The sequence below is a fragment of the Algoriphagus sp. genome, from assembly GCF_030694375.1.
Taxonomy (GTDB): domain Bacteria; phylum Bacteroidota; class Bacteroidia; order Cytophagales; family Cyclobacteriaceae; genus Algoriphagus.
In genome coordinates this window covers 245909-264097 of the sequence record NZ_JAUXYL010000038.1, presented here as the reverse complement: position 1 = coordinate 264097, position 18189 = coordinate 245909, and the positions used below count along the sequence as shown (strand labels likewise).

The following is an 18189-nucleotide window of genomic DNA, read 5'->3' as shown; positions in this document are numbered from 1 at the left end:
GAAATTACTGATTAATGGTGATCGTCATGTGCGTGTTCTGCCACCGCAGATCCAATGTACATCGCTGAAAACAGCGTAAACACATAGGCCTGAATTGTGGCTACCAGCAACTCGATGATATTGATAAATGTCACCATCACGGTACTTACGACACCTATTGTAATGGATTCGAAAATAAAGGCTAGGGCAATAAAGCCAAGGATTACGATGTGGCCCGCTGTGATCGCGACAAATAGTCGAACCATCAAGGCGAAAGGTTTGGTAAACAATCCGATGATCTCCACCGGCACAATGATGAGCAACATAAGCGGAGGAACGCCGGGAGTCATGAAGACGTGCTTCCAATACTCCTTATTCCCGTTGACGTTGGTTATGATGAAAGTCAAAACCGCCAAAACCATCGTCACCGCGATGTTGCCTGTCATGTTGGCTGCACCGGGAATCAACCCAAGTAGGTTGCCAAACCAGACAAAAAGAAAAAGTGTAATTAAATAAGGAACGAATTTTTTGTATTTCGGACCGATTGATTTCTGTGCGATTTCGTCACGGACGAAAATGATGATCGGCTCCAGAATTGCAGCAGCACCTTTTGGAGCTACCGCGCCATTCTTTTTGTAGTGATTTGCCGCTGAAAGTGCGAGATAAGCTACCAAAAACAATACAATAAACATCATGACGACATTTTTGGTAATCGAGAAATCGATGAAACTTGCTCCGTCTACCCGACCCAAATGATCATGATCATCTATAAAATATCCTTCATACGCATATTCTTTTCCGAATTTGTGCGTTTCGTGATTTTGGAAATCAGATGACTTGAAAAACTCCAATCCACGATCTGCTGAATAAACAATCACAGGAAGCGGAAGCGTCACGTGAGTATCGCCAAAAGTAGCAAAATGCCACTCATGGGAATCTACAACGTGGTGCATGATAAAGCTCGTCTTATCTTCTTCTGATCCTACTGCAAGCGTGGAATTAGAAAAAATCAGTGTGAAAACTGATAGTAAAAGACTTAAGGCCAATAATTTACGCGTCATCAACTCGTTTGTTTTGAGGGGCTACTTCGAAATCGGCCGCAAGTTAGCCAGAAAGGTGTAGATATCAAAAACCAAGTAGAACAAAAAAATCATAAAGAAATCAGCGATAAACAGAATAATATTGGCCATTCCCGGCCATACTTCTAGTCCTATGAATACCAATGAGGCAATAAATCTCAGAATCATGGCCAAAACCATAATTTGGAAGAAATTTTCAGCAAAGCTTTTTAGCAAAAAACCATTGAGTAAACCGATCAAAAAGGATGTGATCACCATGAAAAAATAGATTTCCCAGATTTTTTCATGAATGACCTGAGGCAATAAAAAATTCAGTATGACAATTAGAACGGCTATTGCTGCCGAAAAAAGAACAAATCTGAGGTGAATGGATTTGGGTAGAGTCATCGCTTTTTTTTTCACAAAAATAGCCCAAATTTTCTTTCGGTCGTCGAACAGTATGCTATGTGGTGAATTTTGGAATTGCTGAACCGGTGATTTGTAGAAGGGTTGAATTGAGGAACTGAGGAACTACTGAATCGAAGTAAAAACAACTTACAGCTCTCACCTTAAAGGCCTATCCATCTCCTTACAGCTTTCTGACTTTTGACAGTCTAAATTGCAACTGCCTACTTATCAAGTCTTGTCTTACATCTTTTGTCTAGCTTCTTGCCTCTAAAAAACTACTTATCCTGCTTCATTTGTGCCCAAAGCTGATAAAAGGCCACAAAAACAGAAAGAAAACAGAAAACCAAAATCCAAACCGGAAACTTCATTTCAGACCGCTGCTGAAGCCACCAACCGAAATAAGTACCGGCACCAATGATTCCAAACAACTGAAAAGAAAGGCCGATATATTTCACATAGACAGGCGTACTGCCATCTTCTTTGCCTTTTTTTCCTTTCTCGATTTCCATAGTAAAGTGAAAGTATCTAAAAATTTCAGTAAAAAGGATGTCAAATTGAGGTTATGGTACGATTTGGGCTTTATGGTCGTTCGGTAAGTAAGCTAAAAAGCCTATTTTGGTATTCTAATTGGGTAAATTCTAAAATGAGAAGATTTTCCGGACTGGCTGTAGTCATTGTTATTTTTATCGGAGCCTGTTCCTCTGAGCGCAACACCTTTACTAACAGGGCATTCCATAACCTTACATCACACTTTAATGCCTATTACCTTGCCGATGTCAAAATCAAGGATGTGGAAAAGCAAGTTTTCTCAAACTACAAAGAAGACTTCACCCAAGTTTTACCTGTTTTTATCCCGATAGATTCTGCGACCATCCAACAGAATAAAGAAAAATTGGATTCGGCACGGGAACTTTCCTCAAAAGCCATTGACTGGCACCGGATCGCCAAATGGGTCGATGATAGCTATTACTTACTCGGTAAAATAGATTATCTGCAAGCCCAACAAGACGACGCACTCAATGCCTTCAAATATGTCAACAGCAATAGCAAAGACAAAGCACTCCGCCACAAAGCACTGATCAGCCTATTACATCTCTATATAGATCGAAGGGAATACGAGAAGGCAAATTTTACGATTGACTATTTGTCCAAAGAGACAGCGATATCAGAAGATAACAGGTTTCAGTTGTTTAAAACCCTCGCCTATTATTACGAAAGCCGCACTGACGCAAATGGAGTCATTGGGGCATTGGATCGGGCCGTAGGATATGCTCCGGATAAAAAGGAAAAGTCCAGGATCAACTTTATTCTTGCCCAACGCTATCAGCGCGAAGGACTTGACGCCCTGGCTTATGATTATTACAGAAAATCTCTTGAGGGAAATCCTCCCTACGAACGGAGCTTTTTTGCTATGCTCTATGCGCAGCAAGTAGCTGAACTCAACGCCTCAAAAGATTTGAGGAAAGTCAGAAATTACTATGACGGACTTTATAAAGATTCAAAAAATAGGGATCTGAAAGATGTAGTCGTCTACGAGCGAGCACTATTTGAGGAAAAACAGGGGGATATTCCTTTGACGCTGGATTTGCTTCATCAAGCTGCCAAAGAACCGGGTAGCAACCCGAGACTCAAAGGATATATTTATCAAAAACTGGCGGAGATTAATCTCCGGGAATTCAAGGATTTTAGAGCAACAAAGTACTATTTGGACAGCGCGCTCACCTTCATTCGTGAAGATGATCCAACTGCACTTTCCATCCGGGAACAAAAGAAAACCTTGGACCAATACGTATTCCATGTGGAACGGATACAGCTCAATGATAGTCTCACTGTGATTGCAGGCCTGAGTCCTGAAGAACAACAGGCTATCGCCCAGAATTTTATTGCTGCCGAAGAAGAAAGACTGATCAGAGAAGCAAAAGCCAAAGAACCTCCCAAAAATTCAAATATTTTCAATAACCTTTTGGCCTTTAGTGGAAGAGACCCCGGTGCCAGTTTCTACTTCGACAATGGAGTAGCCATGCAGCAGGGAGCAATTGAATTCAGCAGAGTTTGGGGAAATCGCCCCATTCAGGATAATTGGAGAAGAAGGTCTGCAATTTTTCAGACGACTATTCAACCTCAGCAATCCACGGGTTCGACCGATTCACTGTCACCTTCTGAAAATCAAATTTTAGCGGGTCTGCCTTCCATTGAAAGCCTATTGGCTAAAATCCCAAATACCCCCGAACAGATTTCTTTGCTAAATTCCGAGTTGGAGGAATCGTATTTTGAACTTGGAAAACTGCTGTATTTCGACTTGAAGGAAATAAAGCCAAGTATCAATAATCTAGAAACATTGATTCGGGATTATCCAACGACCACACGTAAGCCTGAAGCTTATTACTTGCTTTACTTGGGACAAAAAGACTCCAAGGGAAATTTTGAGCAATACATCAGCCGATTGAATAGGGAATATCCTGAATCGCAATACACTTACTCCGTCAACAACCCAAATGCGGCCTCCGGAAATCTAGCTGCACTTGAATCTTCCAAGGGGTATGAACGGGCTTACAACGCCTATTATGGAGGGCAATATCAGGAAGCCCAACAATTGATCAGAACGACTCTGGAAGCATATCCATTGACCAGAAACACTGAAAAACTACTCCTGCTCGATATCATGGTGATAGGCAAGTTGGAAAGTAGGGATCGATTCAAAAGTAGACTGGAGTCTTACATCGAAAACGCGAAAGATGAGGCCTTGGTCAGTTTGGCAAGAAATATGCTCCGCCCTCTACTAAGCAGTGATGAACTCGCCGCCTTAGCTCCAAAGGAAAGTATCGCAATTGACTCAACCCAACTTCTTGCAGATAAAGCAGCTGAAAATTCAGGAAAAGTAGTTCCTGCTGATTCTCCTTATAAGCTAAACGAATCCCAAACGCATATCTTTGTGATCGCTTTGACCCGAACTGAATCTGAGAATGCAAAAAATCTCTTGGGGGACCTTGAAAATTTTCACTCAAAAAGCTTCCCAAATGCCCGGCTTAGGACTGGCAACATGAATATGACCCAAGAAAATGCGATTTATATTATAAGTCCGTTTTCTAATGCCGAAAAAGCAAAAGAATATTATTTGAAATTTTCAGAAGAATTTAAGTCCGAAGGATTGCAGGAAAGTGCCCGCACCAATTCCTTCTTTATCTCGATCGAAAATTTTCAGACGCTCAATAAAACAAAAAACACGGAGGAATATCTAACCTTCTTCCGAACCCTATATAAGTAAAATCCCATGCAAAAAAATACCAAACCATCAAATCCTGTTTGGGTCGGTAAAACAATAAAATACCTTTGGATTTCCTTCGTCGGAGGGGTGATTTTCTTCATCCTGTTTGTCTGGATGGTCAGTGTGAATTTTCTCGGTTTATTTGGGTCTTTACCGGATTTCAAGGCTCTGGAAAATCCTGAAAGTGAATTGGCCTCAGAGCTATATTCAGCGGATGGTTTTCTATTGGGGACTTATGCCCGTGAAAATAGAAGCCCCGTAAAATACGAAGAACTATCCCCCAACTTAGTTCAGGCACTCGTTGCAACCGAAGATGTAAGATTTGAGGAGCACTCCGGAATTGACATGACTGCAATGATGCGCGTGTTTGTCAAATCCATTTTATTGGGTCAAGATGCTGGTGGAGGATCAACATTGAGCCAACAGACTGCAAAAAACCTCTTCAAAACCCGAACTGACGCTTCTCAAGGCATCCTGAGTTCGGTGCCGGGACTTCGCATGCTGATCATCAAAACCAAAGAGTGGATTGTAGCTACTCAGTTGGAAAAAGCATACACCAAAGATGAAATCCTGACTTTATACCTCAATACCTCTGAATTCGGTTCCAATGCCTATGGAATCAAAACCGCCTCCGGAACATTTTTCAACAAATTGCCATCCGAGTTGTCTGTTCAGGAGTCAGCTGTTTTAGTAGGACTTTTCAAAGCTCCGACCTATTACAGTCCTGTTTTTAATCCGGAAAACTCCTTGAGAAGAAGAAATACGGTGCTTGCTCAAATGACTAAAAATGGGCTGTTGACTAAGACAGAGTTTGATTCAATTTCTAAACTTCCGATAGAACTTGACTACCGGGTTCGCAATCAAAACCATGGTCTTGCCACCTATTTCAGAGAAATAGTAAAAGCAGACCTGATCAAGTGGACGAAAGAAAATCTCAAGTCTGACGGATCATCTTATGACCTTTTTGGAGACGGCTTAAAAATCTATGTCACCCTAGACAGCAGAATGCAGCGCTATGCAGAGGAAGCTGTTCAGGAACATATGTCAGTCCTTCAGCAGGCATTTTACAAGGAAATGGGAAACAGAGACCCATGGATAGACGAAAACTTTCAAGTCATTCCCAACTTCATCGAAAATGCAGTAAAGCGGACTGAAGCTTACAGATTGCTTAAAGTCCGCTATGGCGATGATACCGACTCGATTAATCTAAGGCTCAACGAAAAGAAAAAAATGCGTGTCTTCTCCTGGGATGGAGAAATCGACACCCTGATGAGTACCATGGATTCCATGCGATACTACAAGAAATTTCTTCAGGCCGGATTTATGAGTATGGATCCCCACACGGGACACATCAAAGCCTGGGTAGGTGGTATTGATCACAAATACTTCAAGTTTGACCACGTAAAGCAAGCAAAACGTCAGCCGGGATCAACTTTTAAGCCCTTTGTCTACGCAGCAGCCATTGAAAATGGCTACAGCCCTTGCTATTCAGTGGTCGACCAACCGGTGGAAGTCTACATACCCGGTCAGCCAGCTTGGAGTCCTTCTAATGCTGACGGTAAATTTAGCTATCAAAAAATGACCATCAGGCAAGCAATGGCTGAATCTGTAAACTCGGTTACTGCATACATGATGAAAAAATTGAGTCCAAAGATTGTGATTGAAACAGCAAGAAGACTTGGCATTACCAGTGATTTGGAAGAAGTGCCTTCTCTGGCTTTGGGAGTGAATGATGTGTCCATATTCGAGATGACCGGAGCATTTGGCACATTTGTAAACCAAGGAGAACATACCACACCTTATTACATAGACCGCATAGAGGATAAAAACGGAAACGTAATTCAGCAATTTACCCCACGTAAAAAGCCTGCCATGAGTGAAGAACACGCTTATTTGATGTTGTATATGCTTAGAGGTGGATTTGAAGAGAGAGGGGGGACGAGTCAAGGAGTTCCTTATACACTTCGGGAAGGAAATGAACTTGGAGGTAAAACCGGCACCACTCAAAATGCCTCTGATGGATGGTACATGGGCGTAAGCAAAGACTTGGTTTCCGGTACATGGGTTGGTGGAGATGATCGGGCAATTCACTTTAGAAGCTGGATTGCAGGTCAAGGTGGCCGTACTGCAAGACCGATATGGGTCAAATTCATGGCCAAAGTCTATGAAGACAAGAGCTTAGGGTACACCAAAGGTCCCTTTCCAAGACCTGATCGACCGCTCAGTATAGAGATTAATTGTGACCGCTACGAACAGGAAAGTCAACGATTCGCAGATTTTGATTACGACGCCAAAAAGAACGATTTCTGATTTAGTCAGTTATTTAAAATACATACCATTAAAAGCAGCCTGAATCACAGGCTGTTTTTTTAATTTTAACCCATGCAATCCTCATCTTTTTTACCGGAAGAACACCTGCAACTCCCCGACCAACCCGGAGTGTATAAGTATTTTAATGAGGAAAATGAATTGATCTATGTAGGCAAAGCCAAAAGCCTAAAAAAGCGGGTCAGCAGCTATTTCAATAAAAATACAGGAGTGAACCATAAGACCAAAAGAATGGTCAGGGAGATCCGAAAAATCGAAATCACGATCGTGGACAGTGAGCTTGATGCGCTGCTGCTTGAAAATAACCTCATCAAAAAAAGTCACCCCCGATACAACATTTTGTTAAGGGACGATAAGACTTATCCTTATTTGCTTATCACTAAGGAAAATTTTCCCCGCATTTTTCAAACCCGCAAACACATCCCGAAGCGAGGAACCTATTTTGGGCCATTTGCAAGCGTAAAGGCCATGAACAATGTTCTTGATCTCATCCGTGACTTATTTACCATCCGTACCTGTAAACTCGACCTGAACCCCTACAAAATCGATGAGGGCAAATACAAAGTATGCCTCGAATATCATATCGGCAATTGCCAAGGACCATGCATTGGCTTACAAAAGGAAGCCCCCTATCTCAAGGATTTAGAACAGGCAAAACATATTTTGAAAGGAAATCTTGGCGTCCCAAAGACCTACTTCAAACAGGAGATGCAAGCTTTGGCGGAGAATCTGGAGTTTGAAAAGGCTCAAAAGATGAAAGACAAATTGGATCTTTTAGAAAAATATCAATCCAAATCCCTCATCACCAGTCAAAGCATCCAAAACCTGGATGTTTGCACCATCGTCACAGATGAAAAATACGCTTATGTAAACTTCATGCGTGTAAAGAACGGTGCGATGATCACTTCCAAAAATGTGGAATTGAAAAAACGATTGGATGAAAGCAACGAAGAGTTATTGATCACAGCCCTGATTCATCTCCAAGATCAATTTCAAAGTGATGCAGATGAGGTTCTAATCAATATTGAATTGGAAAATCCCATCGACGGACTCAATGTAAGCGTTCCAAAAATTGGGGATAAAAAGAAACTTATCGAACTTTCACTCAAGAATGCGCTGTATTACAAAAAAGAAAAAGCGCTGCTTCAAGGGCTTAACCAAGACAAAAAGGATAGAGTCATCAGGCAACTTCAGCAGGATCTAAGCCTTCCCGAAATTCCGGATCACATTGAGTGTTTTGACAATTCGAATATTCAGGGGACAAGCCCTGTAGCGAGCATGGTATGCTTTATGGGAGGGAAACCGGCGGTCAAGGAATATCGCCACTACCACATCAAGACGGTGGAGGGAGCCAACGATTTTGCGAGTATGAAGGAAATCGTCGGGAGACGCTACAAACGATTGATGGAGGAAGAAAAACCACTGCCGAAACTGATTGTAATCGATGGAGGCAAGGGTCAATTATCCTCAGCAGTCGAAGCGCTTCAGGAATTGGGAATTTACGGAAGAATGCCAATCATCGGAATTGCCAAACGATTGGAAGAAATCTATTTTCCGGGAGATTCCTATCCAATTCACATCGACAAAAAATCAGAAAGTCTAAAATTACTTCAGCGGATCCGCGATGAGGCACACCGCTTTGCAATTACTTTTCATCGCAAAGTCAGAAGCAAAAATGCATTTGGAACACAGCTGACTGGGATTTTAGGGATTGGCGAAAATACTGCCGACAAACTATTGAAACATTTCAAATCAGTAAAAAACATAAAATCTGCGAGTGAGGCAGAATTGACTGAGGTAATCGGAATGAGCCGAGCGAAATCACTCCTAGAATGGATGGAAAAAAATAAAGGGGCCTAAGCCCCTTTTTATTTTACCACTCCCAAAGGGAGTTTTCAAATTCTAACAGTTTGTATTCGAATCCAAGCGAATTGAGATAAGCCTGCATTTCCGGATTGGGATGATCTGATTTAATCAAATCAGCAATCAACGCTTCATCCGGATTTGTAAATCTTCTGACTACAGATCTAAATAATCTGGATTCAAAAGCTTCATCATAAGTCAGGCTCTTGGAAATATTCTGAAAATTATGCCATCTGGCAGTCGGATGATTTTTGAAGTAGTTGACAAAGTCCTTGTATCGAACAAAACCAACCGTTTTTTGACCCGCATTGGCATTTGTTTGAGATGGCATCACCAATTCAATGTATTTGATATCAAATTTGAGTTGGGAATGATGCTTATCAAAAACAAAGTCCTCTTTGAAATCCAAGTAATAAAGTTGTTTAGAAAAGATTGAATCTCCATTTGCTGAAATCCAAAAATTATCTTGGAACTCTGCAATAGAAAGCGGCTTGGAAAAGTCCGGATCAGCAAATACTTCAAATGCGTTTTCATCAACAATAGCCTTATAAATCTGAGTTACAATTCCATTGGCTTTGTTATCACCTGAACCATAGAGCGAAAGGTTGTACTTTTCTCTCAAATCTATTCTTCGCCAAACCGAGATTTGATACATCTTATCATCCTCCCTGATCCGCTTAGCTGAATAAATTGTATCCATGGAGAATTGGCGATCACCAAATCCTGATGGATTAACACTAGTTGCCACCTGCGCATTGGAACCTAATGGAATAAGGCCAACGGCAATTAGAACAGCTAGGAAGATGTGTTGCACAAATCGTTTCATAATTTTCTTTATTTACTTCGAAATCCAATTACTTAACAGCAAGTCGGATAATCTGTCTTAGTTCAGAGTTGATTTTATTTCCTCTGAAATTTGTTCTTGTAACTTGTGTCACTCTGATTACGATATCATCGCCAGGACGTGCACTTTCGAGTAGTGTTCGCATACTACCACCAATTGGAACTGTACCTCTTGGAACCTCACTTCTTAGGAGAATAAGTTCTCCCCCGGTGACTTCAAAATTGGAATCTTTCGCCATTGTTCTTGCAAACGTTGGTTCTGCAACCGCAGCCACCTTCATTCCACTGAAAACATTTATTGCGTGAGCAACAGCTCCATCCATTTCAGATCCATTCGCTGCCAAAGCTTTAATCGTAGGCAATGGAACAGGCTTAATATCAAATACAACGTCACCGATTCTATTTCCACCACTGCTTACGCCAATAGTAACTTTTCCTGACCCTCCAGGAATTACTGTAATCTGACCAGGTTTACTTCCTTTGATGGATTGTCCATTGCTCACATTGAAGTCAGGAGAATAGGTGTTGCCTAAGGCCGGAACTTCAATCAATAATTCATTGGCACAATCGGCATATAGCTGCTGAACAACTTCTGAAGAAACTTTGATGATAGGCTGCGCTACAAAATATTCGTATTCAACAGGAATCACTTGATCTTCACCTCCAACATTGGTGATGATTTCACCTTTCAATAATTGTCTGGAAAGACCCTTGTCGTCATAACTTCCCGCAGGAGGTACTGTAAACTCTACTTTTCCAAAACCATTTTCAACAGGGACTGTACGTCCTCCCAAAGTCATCGTCGGGGCTGCAGAAGACGAAGCAGAGGCGATAAACATATCACCTTGAAATTTGGTGCCTGCTGCAACCACATTAGAAACGGCAGCAATTTTACCTTCCAAAATATCCGCTTTGAAATAGAAAGTACCTATTGACTTGGCAATTTCGCTCAATGCCTCACTTTCTATATTCAAGACTTCATTTTGATATTGGGAAATTAGTGCCAACACCGCTCCAACAGGTGATTTTACAAACGTGAGGTTTACAAAGCTCTTGTTTCGAGCTTCTCTGTCGTTAGCAAATAGCTCAATATCTTTTGCATCCCGTGCAATTGGAGGAAAAGTCATTCCTGTAATTCCTATACCATTCAGAATGCCTGAGATTTGGGTGGGATAGTTATTAAGTTTCTCTTTCAACTCTTCCCCTTTACCACTGTTCGCAAATAAATTTCCCGGAACTTCAGTGTTCTTCAACGCGGAATTAACAAAGTTACCTTCATCATTCTTTGCATTTGCCTGAGTAATCAATTGCTGTTTCAGGTCTTCCAAATACGAGAAAATTTCTTTCGTCTCATTTCTAACCGCTTGAGAAGCTCCCACTTTTGGAACATCTTTCGGGTTATTTCCCTGCTCTTCTACTGCCCCTTTAATATTAGCTACAGAGGATTCATTTTTTGCAATATAATTTCTTGAAGTTCTTTCCATCCCATCGTTGATGAGAACGAACTTCTGAAGGATCTGATTACTTACTTGGAGGGCCAAAAGGGCCGTCAATACCAAGTACATCATTCCGATCATCCTCTGCCTAGGTGTCTCTTTAGCTCCTGCCATCTTATTTAGTATCTATTATTTAGATGTTTGGGATTAATTAACCTTTCATGGCTGAAAGCATTCCGCCATAAATTTTATTAAGCGAGCTAACGTTTTGATTCAACTTGACCAATTCATTTTTAAATGCTTCAGTTTCTTTACCTGCTTCGGACAAGCCTTGCATCGCTGAAGTCATATTGCTGTAGAATTTATTCAATGTCTTTACATGACTATTTGCATCCTGCAATTCCATTTCATAAACTGTATTCAAAGCAGAAAGATTTTTGGTTACATTCTGAACTTGAGTATGATATGCTTTTGCATCTTGGGATGCTGCAGACATTTCGGTAAGGGCTGCTGCGGTTTTACTGTAAGAAGCATTCATATCCACCAGCGTTTTTGCAGCGGATTTTACATTTGTCGCATATTCATTAGTAGCGACTGCGGCATCGGAGAGATTGCCCATTTTTTCAGCAGAAGTTGCTAAGTTTTGCATTCCTTTACCTAGGCTTTCTATCAATTCCGGGCCTATTTTAGCTTTGGAAAGCATATCATCCAATTTCGCAGAGACATCATCCCCTTTGGATTTTTTAGGACCTCCATCAGCTAATTCAGGATAAATTTTACTCCAATCCATTTCCTCAGCTCTTGGCTCAAATGAAGAAAGAAAAAAGATAATTGCCTCTGTTGTCAAACCAACACCAATCATGATGTTGGCAAATTGCCAATCGAGGATTTTAAACATCGCACCTAAAATTACGACAGCGGCACCAATACCGTAGATTTTTGGCATCCAATTGCCGTAGAACTTTGCTTTAAACGAGTTGCTGTTACTAGCCATTTGTAAATTATGAATTAAGGTTTAGGTTTTTTTTTGAAAATTGGGTTATCGTTTTGAGCGCTTTGAAGACTTCACGTCCATCGATCCTGATCTACCAATAAAAGTCATTGCCGTTCTGAATCCAATGTGTGCTTGTGCCACGTCTTGATATTCATAAGTACGGGTAGAAGTTTCTAGATAATGGGCAATATCTTTCCAGCTTCCGCCTCTAATAATTTTTCTTGGTTCATTAGGATCATCGTATACTGGATCCAAATCCCAAGTGTCCACTCTTGAGGTAGCTTTGTAGGCGTCCATTACCCATTCTGCCACATTTCCTGACATGTTGTAAAGTCCAAACCCATTTGGGGAAAACACATCTACAGGAGCAGTGTAGGCAAAGCCATCGTCAATGTAATTACCTCTACCCGGTTTGAAGTTTGCCATAAGACAACCTCTTTTGTTTTTAAGATAAGGGCCTCCCCAAGGATATTTAGCGACATCCTTACCGCCTTTTGCTGCATATTCCCACTCTGCCTCAGAAGGAAGTCTAAAAGAAGGAACATCAAAATCAGAGTCATCATTAGCCCTGAGATGATAGGTTCTCCACACACAGTATTGCTGTGCTTGATCCCAAGTAATTCCTACAACAGGATAATCATCAAAAGCTGGGTGATCAAAATAAAATTCCATCAAAGGATCTCCATAATGATAAGAGAAGCTTGTAGACCACACTGTAGTGTCAGGCTTAAGCTCCTCAAAATTAAATGTGGGTGGATCTTTTAGCGTAGTGGGGGTGCCGGTGGCTAACTCTCCGTTTTTAACAGCCTCCAAAAATTGTCTGTATTTGTTATTGGACACTTCGTATTTGTCCATAAAAAATTCAGAAATAGTGATTTGCTTATTCATAGCGGACTGCGTGTAGGCAATATCTTCATCAGATTGTCCCATCCAAAAAGTACCAGCTTTCACGGGCACCATGTCTATCGGAAGATTTTGCTGCCAGCTGGCTCTTTTGGCTACCCCGGTAACCTCGCCTCGCCTGTTGGACTTTTCACTTGCAGATCCCTTCTTATTAAAAAGCCCGCAACCTGGCAAAAGGGTTGCTAAAGCTAGGCCCAAAGTTATCGGGACTAAGCGAATTTTCATTTTTTTATACATAAATGACGTTTTTGAAATCATCAAATTTTTGCTCAACACAAATCTTAATCCTAATTCGAAATTTAGGCGAATAAACCCCAATAATGCAAATAACCTGCCAATTATAAACCTTTTTGTAAACGAAACGTAATCGGCTTTTGCTGTAAAGCATTTTAACGAGAATCAGATTTAAAATCTAAATCTTGGGGTTCTTTGAATAACACGTTCTATCTCTCGGTTGGAGGACGAAAGAACATACCTAAGCATTAACTCGTGACTGGTAGGGGATTTGGCATCCAAACCTCCAGTGACTAAATCAAATGCATAACCAAGCTTTAAAGAATTGTCTCTCAATAAACTATATCCCAAAATCAAAGAAATAGATTCCTCGCCACGATACGCCAATCCTGCATTGATCTTATTCTGATGTGTTGCCATAACGCTGACATCATAAGAAAAATTATTAAACGATACGGTTTTGATTAACAAACTTGGTTCTATTCTCAATTGACCTATCGGTCTGATTCTATAACCGAACAATACGTAAGAATGATTTTTTAACTGATTTGCGTAGGCTCCATCTCCAAAATCAAATGCTGGCTGATTTAGGTGTTTTGAACTCAGTCCCAAATAATAATGCCCTCGATCATACAAAATACCTGCTCCAAAATCCAACGCTAATTGACCTTCTTTGCCTGCGTTCGGTAGAGTAGGTTCAGGATTGACAACAATAATTTCCCCATAATCCAAGGAGCTCGAAAATATTCCGGCATACCCCCCAAAACTTAATGTGGCCCTGTTTATTTTTTTATGGTAGCCCGCTTTCAGGTTTATCTCAAGATTTCCCGCCGCTCCAATCTGATCATTGACAATGGATAGGCCATACCCTATATTTTTACCCTCAAGCCTTCCTTCTGCGGTGATCAACTGAGTGATAGGCGCCCCTCCTTGTCCTGAACTGGTAGTATAGTTGATCCATTGGGATCGATGAAGTACAGAAAAACGATACCCTCCCTCTTTCCCCGCTAAAGCAGGATTGTAAAACATACCATTGTACATGTATTGGGTAAACTGTGCGTCCTGTTGGCCATATGCGCTTACTGCATTTAAAAGCAGAATCAGCACGATTCCTATTTTTAAAAAGTTGTCCAAGCGGCTTTTGGTATTCATCAGGCTGTAGTCTTTCCCATTCTTAAATAGTACATGAATTTAAACTGAAAAACCACAGAAAATGATTTTAAGATTTACAAATTATTGGCCTTTTTGATATAAAGCTCCAAAGCCCCCGTCATACTTGGCGCATTTGGCATTGGCGCCTCAATATCCAAAATCAAATCTAAATCCCGAACAGCCTGTGCTGTAGTAGGACCAAATGCAGCAATTCTGGTGTTTCCTTGGACGAAATCCGGAAAGTTTTGTTTTAGGGATTTGATGCCTGATGGACTGAAGAAGGCCAAAACATCATATTTAACATCTGCCAGATCAGTCAAATCTGCTGCAACCGTATGATAAATAATGGCCTCAGTGAATGCAATACCATGTTTTTCCATGTATCCAGGTATGTCATCCTTTCGGATATCAGAACATGGGAATAAATACTTCTCGTTTTTGTGCTTCTTGAAGTAATCAAAAAGATCCTCAGCTGTCTTCTGCCCAACGAATAACTTTCGCTTTCGGATGACAATATACTTTTGGAGGTAATGTGCAGTTTGGTCAGAAATACAGAAATATTTCATTTCAGCAGGCATTTCTATCTTGAAATCCTTACAAATCGCGAAAAAGTGATCGATGGCATTCCGACTTGTAAAAATGACTGCCGTATGCTTCAAAATATCAATCTTTTGCTTTCGGAATTCTTTTGGCGGAACAGGCTCGACCTTAATGAATTGTCTAAAGTCTATTTTTAGTTTATACTTTTCCGAAAGCAGGACGTAGGGAGAATTTACATCAGTAGGTTTTGGCTGGGAAACTAGAATACTTTTTACTGGCTTAAAGCGATCTTTTGGAGTTGCACTCATGCTAGTTATTTCCTTAATTTTTGGTTAAAACACCTCATAGACCAAGAAACATAATCCACTTTGAAAAGATTAGAAATGGTACTAATTCAGCGATACAAAGGTAGGTAAATAAATGGTATTTCTTAAAACTCAGTCTATTCATCATAATAAGAAATAAACCCACTACTCCGAAAATATAAAACCAAAAGAAGCTCGTAATTAAAATCGTAAGAGCAGATCCCAGTTCCGAAAAATTGTTGGCAACAAAATAAGCCCCCACCAACAATACTAAGGCAAATCCAAAAACTACCAATCTCAAAAGGTAGAAAAAATGCGAAAACTCCGCCTTTCCCAAATCAAATAAGTAAGAGATCACGCGGATACCGATAAACTTAAAGATGGTCAATACCAATATTGCAAATGCGCCAAGTAGCCAAATCAGCAAGAGTGAAGAAAAATCCAATCCAATCCATGTTTCCAGCCAGTCTTTTTTGAAAATCACCAAACCTGTAACAGCAGTCTGCGAAATCATCATCCCCACAATCAAGAGGTAGAAAATAATATCAAATGAAAAAAACTTTTGAAGGTTGCCGCTTTCAGAAAAGTCCTCAGCACTGATTACTGCCAAGGGCTGAAGCATCACTGCCAACAAATATGGGTAGGCAAGCTTATACAAGGCGAGGAAAAAAATAATCACAAATAGGCCTGTAAAATAAAAATCTTTCACAGACTGGGGGACGAATCGTGCCGAGAGCGGAATTTCCTCTGAATTTACGCTAGAATCAACCCCATCAATCCGCCCTATTACTTTCTTAATTCCCACATTCATCGGGGCCAGATTAGGACTTACCACTGTGAAGTCCACTGAATCTTTTCTAAACTCGGCCTTCAATTCATTGACCGACTTATAAAAAACCGTATCGCCTGTCGTCAATTGCCACAGTTTTTGATCAATAAAAACAGTGGATTTAGCAGGTAATTTGATCTGAAATTCAGATTGGGGAAATGCAGTCAAATCAAGTTTTAGCTCAATCTGATTGTTGCTTCCAAACCAAGATTCCTCCCGTGCAGATTTCCATTGCCCGTCATAATTTTCCAACACCTGTGCTACCGAAGCAGTACTCAGCAGAAAGTAAAAAAAGAATAGTAGTCGAATTTTAGACATAAATTTTTCACCCTCTAAAACCTAGCCAGATACCCAAAGTGAATCCTGGAATAAGAAAACGATAAGGCTTGGATGTCAGATTTCCCTATCGCAAGTACAAAACTGAATAATCCTCCGTCAGTGTCCAAATTGATTCCCGTGCCAAATGAAAATGGATGGTCAATCTTGGGAGAATTATATGGGTTTTCGATGATACCAAGGTCAGCAAAAACAATCAGAAAGGAATTTTGATCAAAAAATAAGCGCTGTTCGAGATTGAGATAGCCAAAACTTTTTGCAAAGAAATTTTTCTCATTAAATCCACGAAGACTTTTCAATCCACCTACCCGATAAAGCTCATTGAGGAACAAATTCTGATTTTGAAGAAATCCCCCAACTCCTCTAAACCACATTCCCCAGGTAGGTTTAACAAACAGATGTTTTTCTCCTGAAAACCACCCTTGATACTGCGCAGAGGATTCTTCAAGCCCATCATATAATTCCTCAGGTAGTCCCGTATTTTGCAGGATTCGCTTATTGCCTAAAGAAAACCTACCTTGAATTCTGCTGCCCTTTCTTGGAGAAACTGGTGAATCCAGGGTATTCCAATCCATTCCGATCCCGTATTGATTCCATCTGTAGTCAATCGAGGCAGGCAAGGCCTGATTAGGAATGAAGTCTTCGGGTGATATCAGATCTCCTGCTTGCCTTTTTGTAAAGAAATTCAAATAGGCTTTATCTGATATCCGATATCCAAAATCCAGTTCAAACGTCCGATTCACAAAACTGGAATCCTGTTTAAGCAAAGAGAAACCTACCCCAACATCCAATGGGGAATGAAAGACGAAAGATTCTTTAGCGTTAATTTCCAGAGATTGGGATTGAATATTCAACCTTTGCCAATTAAGAGAGAAATCCCTGCCTTTCCCTCCTAGATGATACAATTGAAGATCCACTTCCCCGGTAATCAAGACTTTTCCTAGCTCATTCTCATTAGGCAAAAGCCCAATAACCCCGTCAAATACATTGACTCTTCGATCTTGGAGCATAAAAATGGGCTTTGCCTGCCGCATCTGAAATGCCAATTCAGGTGCCCCAACAACCGTGAAATAAGGTGATTTACGAATGGTTTGAGTGGCTTTTGCCAGGTCTTTTTGTGAAAAGGGTTGACCTGGGATCAAGCCTGTAACTTGCTGAAGATATCGCTTATCTGTTTTACTTCCCCCTGCAATCTCCAAGCTATCCCAAGTGATCCTTGGGCCAGAGTTGTATTCCAACACTCCGGAGATCAGATTATCTCTGATGGTCAAGCTATCTATTTTTAATTCGGCAAAGGGATATCCTGTGTCTTCGGCATAGCTAAGGGCGCGATCAATCCACTGGTAAGGCGCTTGATAGCTTAACCTCGGCTTTCCCAAGGATGCAAAAAATTCTTCGGGAACGCTTCCATACTCAATTTTTTCCCACCGAAATAGTTGGCCAAAATCCCAAGTCAAGCGCAACGTGTCGTTAAAAATTTTCTCCCTAAAATACCCTTCTAAGTACCCCTCGGACTTGAAAATTAAGGAAACCGAGTCAGTCAATTTCCCCGCTTCAGTGAACGTGCCAAATTCTCTGATTTTTTTGATTTCCGAGGTTGGAGATTCAGTCCATTCCACTTGAATGATCTGTTGACCCAGACAAATTGCCTGGCTAAAAGTCAACCAACTAACTACTGTCAAAAAAAGTGACTTCAAGGCGCTATTTGGGATTGTT

The 18189-nt window shown here is 40.8% G+C and carries 14 protein-coding genes; 3 read left to right on the top strand and 11 right to left on the bottom strand.

Annotated elements, in window-relative coordinates:
• Positions 1-11: 11 nt before the first annotated feature.
• From atpB to Q8M62_RS12875, 3 genes are all read right to left on the bottom strand, one after another.
• The gene (gene atpB, locus Q8M62_RS12885) at positions 12-1040 is read right to left on the bottom strand and encodes a F0F1 ATP synthase subunit A (RefSeq protein ID WP_304902202.1); all 1029 of its coding nucleotides are present in this window, start codon (positions 1038-1040) and stop codon (positions 12-14) included.
• A gap of 21 nt (positions 1041-1061) precedes the next feature.
• The gene (locus Q8M62_RS12880) at positions 1062-1445 is read right to left on the bottom strand and encodes a hypothetical protein (RefSeq protein ID WP_304902203.1); all 384 of its coding nucleotides are present in this window, start codon (positions 1443-1445) and stop codon (positions 1062-1064) included.
• Positions 1446-1720: 275 nt separating this feature from the next.
• On the bottom strand, positions 1721-1954 hold the full coding sequence (locus Q8M62_RS12875) for an AtpZ/AtpI family protein (RefSeq protein ID WP_304902204.1): 234 nt from the start codon (positions 1952-1954) through the stop codon (positions 1721-1723).
• A gap of 134 nt (positions 1955-2088) precedes the next feature.
• On the opposite strand from Q8M62_RS12875, the gene Q8M62_RS12870 reads away from it, so the two are divergent.
• The 3 genes from Q8M62_RS12870 to uvrC all read left to right on the top strand — a co-directional run bounded on the left by Q8M62_RS12870 (position 2089) and on the right by uvrC (position 8898).
• Positions 2089-4710, top strand: a complete 2622-nt coding sequence (locus Q8M62_RS12870) for a gliding motility protein (RefSeq protein WP_304902205.1) — start codon at positions 2089-2091, stop codon at positions 4708-4710.
• Between the two features lie 6 nt (positions 4711-4716).
• Positions 4717-7020, top strand: a complete 2304-nt coding sequence (locus Q8M62_RS12865) for a penicillin-binding protein 1A (RefSeq protein ID WP_304902206.1) — start codon at positions 4717-4719, stop codon at positions 7018-7020.
• 72 nt (positions 7021-7092) lie between these two features.
• Entirely contained in the window at positions 7093-8898 is a 1806-nt protein-coding gene (gene uvrC, locus Q8M62_RS12860) for an excinuclease ABC subunit UvrC (protein ID WP_304902207.1), read from the top strand.
• 13 nt (positions 8899-8911) lie between these two features.
• Here the strand turns inward: uvrC and gldN are convergent, their stop codons facing one another.
• The 8 genes from gldN to Q8M62_RS12820 all read right to left on the bottom strand — a co-directional run bounded on the left by gldN (position 8912) and on the right by Q8M62_RS12820 (position 18170).
• On the bottom strand, positions 8912-9727 hold the full coding sequence (gene gldN, locus Q8M62_RS12855; RefSeq protein WP_304902208.1) for a gliding motility protein GldN: 816 nt from the start codon (positions 9725-9727) through the stop codon (positions 8912-8914).
• A 28-nt stretch (positions 9728-9755) separates the two neighbouring features.
• Positions 9756-11354 (bottom strand): gliding motility protein GldM, encoded by a 1599-nt coding sequence (gene gldM / locus Q8M62_RS12850; protein WP_304902209.1) that lies wholly within the window; start codon positions 11352-11354, stop codon positions 9756-9758.
• 37 nt (positions 11355-11391) lie between these two features.
• Positions 11392-12174 carry a gliding motility protein GldL gene (gene gldL / locus Q8M62_RS12845; RefSeq protein WP_304902210.1) on the bottom strand — a complete coding sequence of 261 codons (783 nt, stop codon included), beginning with the start codon at positions 12172-12174 and terminating at the stop codon, positions 11392-11394.
• A gap of 45 nt (positions 12175-12219) precedes the next feature.
• Positions 12220-13314 carry a gliding motility lipoprotein GldK gene (gene gldK / locus Q8M62_RS12840; protein WP_304902211.1) on the bottom strand — a complete coding sequence of 365 codons (1095 nt, stop codon included), beginning with the start codon at positions 13312-13314 and terminating at the stop codon, positions 12220-12222.
• Between the two features lie 168 nt (positions 13315-13482).
• A complete protein-coding gene (locus Q8M62_RS12835) occupies positions 13483-14463 on the bottom strand; it encodes a type IX secretion system membrane protein PorP/SprF (RefSeq protein ID WP_304902212.1) in 981 nt (326 codons plus the stop codon).
• Positions 14464-14537: 74 nt separating this feature from the next.
• Entirely contained in the window at positions 14538-15311 is a 774-nt protein-coding gene (locus Q8M62_RS12830) for a uroporphyrinogen-III synthase (RefSeq protein ID WP_092730891.1), read from the bottom strand.
• A gap of 34 nt (positions 15312-15345) precedes the next feature.
• On the bottom strand, positions 15346-16455 hold the full coding sequence (locus Q8M62_RS12825) for a DUF4271 domain-containing protein (RefSeq protein ID WP_304902213.1): 1110 nt from the start codon (positions 16453-16455) through the stop codon (positions 15346-15348).
• Between the two features lie 14 nt (positions 16456-16469).
• Entirely contained in the window at positions 16470-18170 is a 1701-nt protein-coding gene (locus Q8M62_RS12820; RefSeq protein WP_304902214.1) for a hypothetical protein, read from the bottom strand.
• Between the last annotated feature and the right edge of the window lie 19 nt (positions 18171-18189).

What these genes read in the sequence shown, in the direction of transcription:
- atpB (WP_304902202.1), bottom strand. Translation starts at nt 1,040, where the DNA reads ATGACGCGTAAATTATTGGCCTTAAGTCTTTTACTATCAGTTTTCACA.
- Q8M62_RS12880 (WP_304902203.1), bottom strand. Translation starts at nt 1,445, where the DNA reads ATGACTCTACCCAAATCCATTCACCTCAGATTTGTTCTTTTTTCGGCA.
- Q8M62_RS12875 (WP_304902204.1), bottom strand. Translation starts at nt 1,954, where the DNA reads ATGGAAATCGAGAAAGGAAAAAAAGGCAAAGAAGATGGCAGTACGCCT.
- Q8M62_RS12870 (WP_304902205.1), top strand. Translation starts at nt 2,089, where the DNA reads ATGAGAAGATTTTCCGGACTGGCTGTAGTCATTGTTATTTTTATCGGA.
- Q8M62_RS12865 (WP_304902206.1), top strand. Translation starts at nt 4,717, where the DNA reads ATGCAAAAAAATACCAAACCATCAAATCCTGTTTGGGTCGGTAAAACA.
- uvrC (WP_304902207.1), top strand. Translation starts at nt 7,093, where the DNA reads ATGCAATCCTCATCTTTTTTACCGGAAGAACACCTGCAACTCCCCGAC.
- gldN (WP_304902208.1), bottom strand. Translation starts at nt 9,727, where the DNA reads ATGAAACGATTTGTGCAACACATCTTCCTAGCTGTTCTAATTGCCGTT.
- gldM (WP_304902209.1), bottom strand. Translation starts at nt 11,354, where the DNA reads ATGGCAGGAGCTAAAGAGACACCTAGGCAGAGGATGATCGGAATGATG.
- gldL (WP_304902210.1), bottom strand. Translation starts at nt 12,174, where the DNA reads ATGGCTAGTAACAGCAACTCGTTTAAAGCAAAGTTCTACGGCAATTGG.
- gldK (WP_304902211.1), bottom strand. Translation starts at nt 13,314, where the DNA reads ATGTATAAAAAAATGAAAATTCGCTTAGTCCCGATAACTTTGGGCCTA.
- Q8M62_RS12835 (WP_304902212.1), bottom strand. Translation starts at nt 14,463, where the DNA reads ATGAATACCAAAAGCCGCTTGGACAACTTTTTAAAAATAGGAATCGTG.
- Q8M62_RS12830 (WP_092730891.1), bottom strand. Translation starts at nt 15,311, where the DNA reads ATGAGTGCAACTCCAAAAGATCGCTTTAAGCCAGTAAAAAGTATTCTA.
- Q8M62_RS12825 (WP_304902213.1), bottom strand. Translation starts at nt 16,455, where the DNA reads ATGTCTAAAATTCGACTACTATTCTTTTTTTACTTTCTGCTGAGTACT.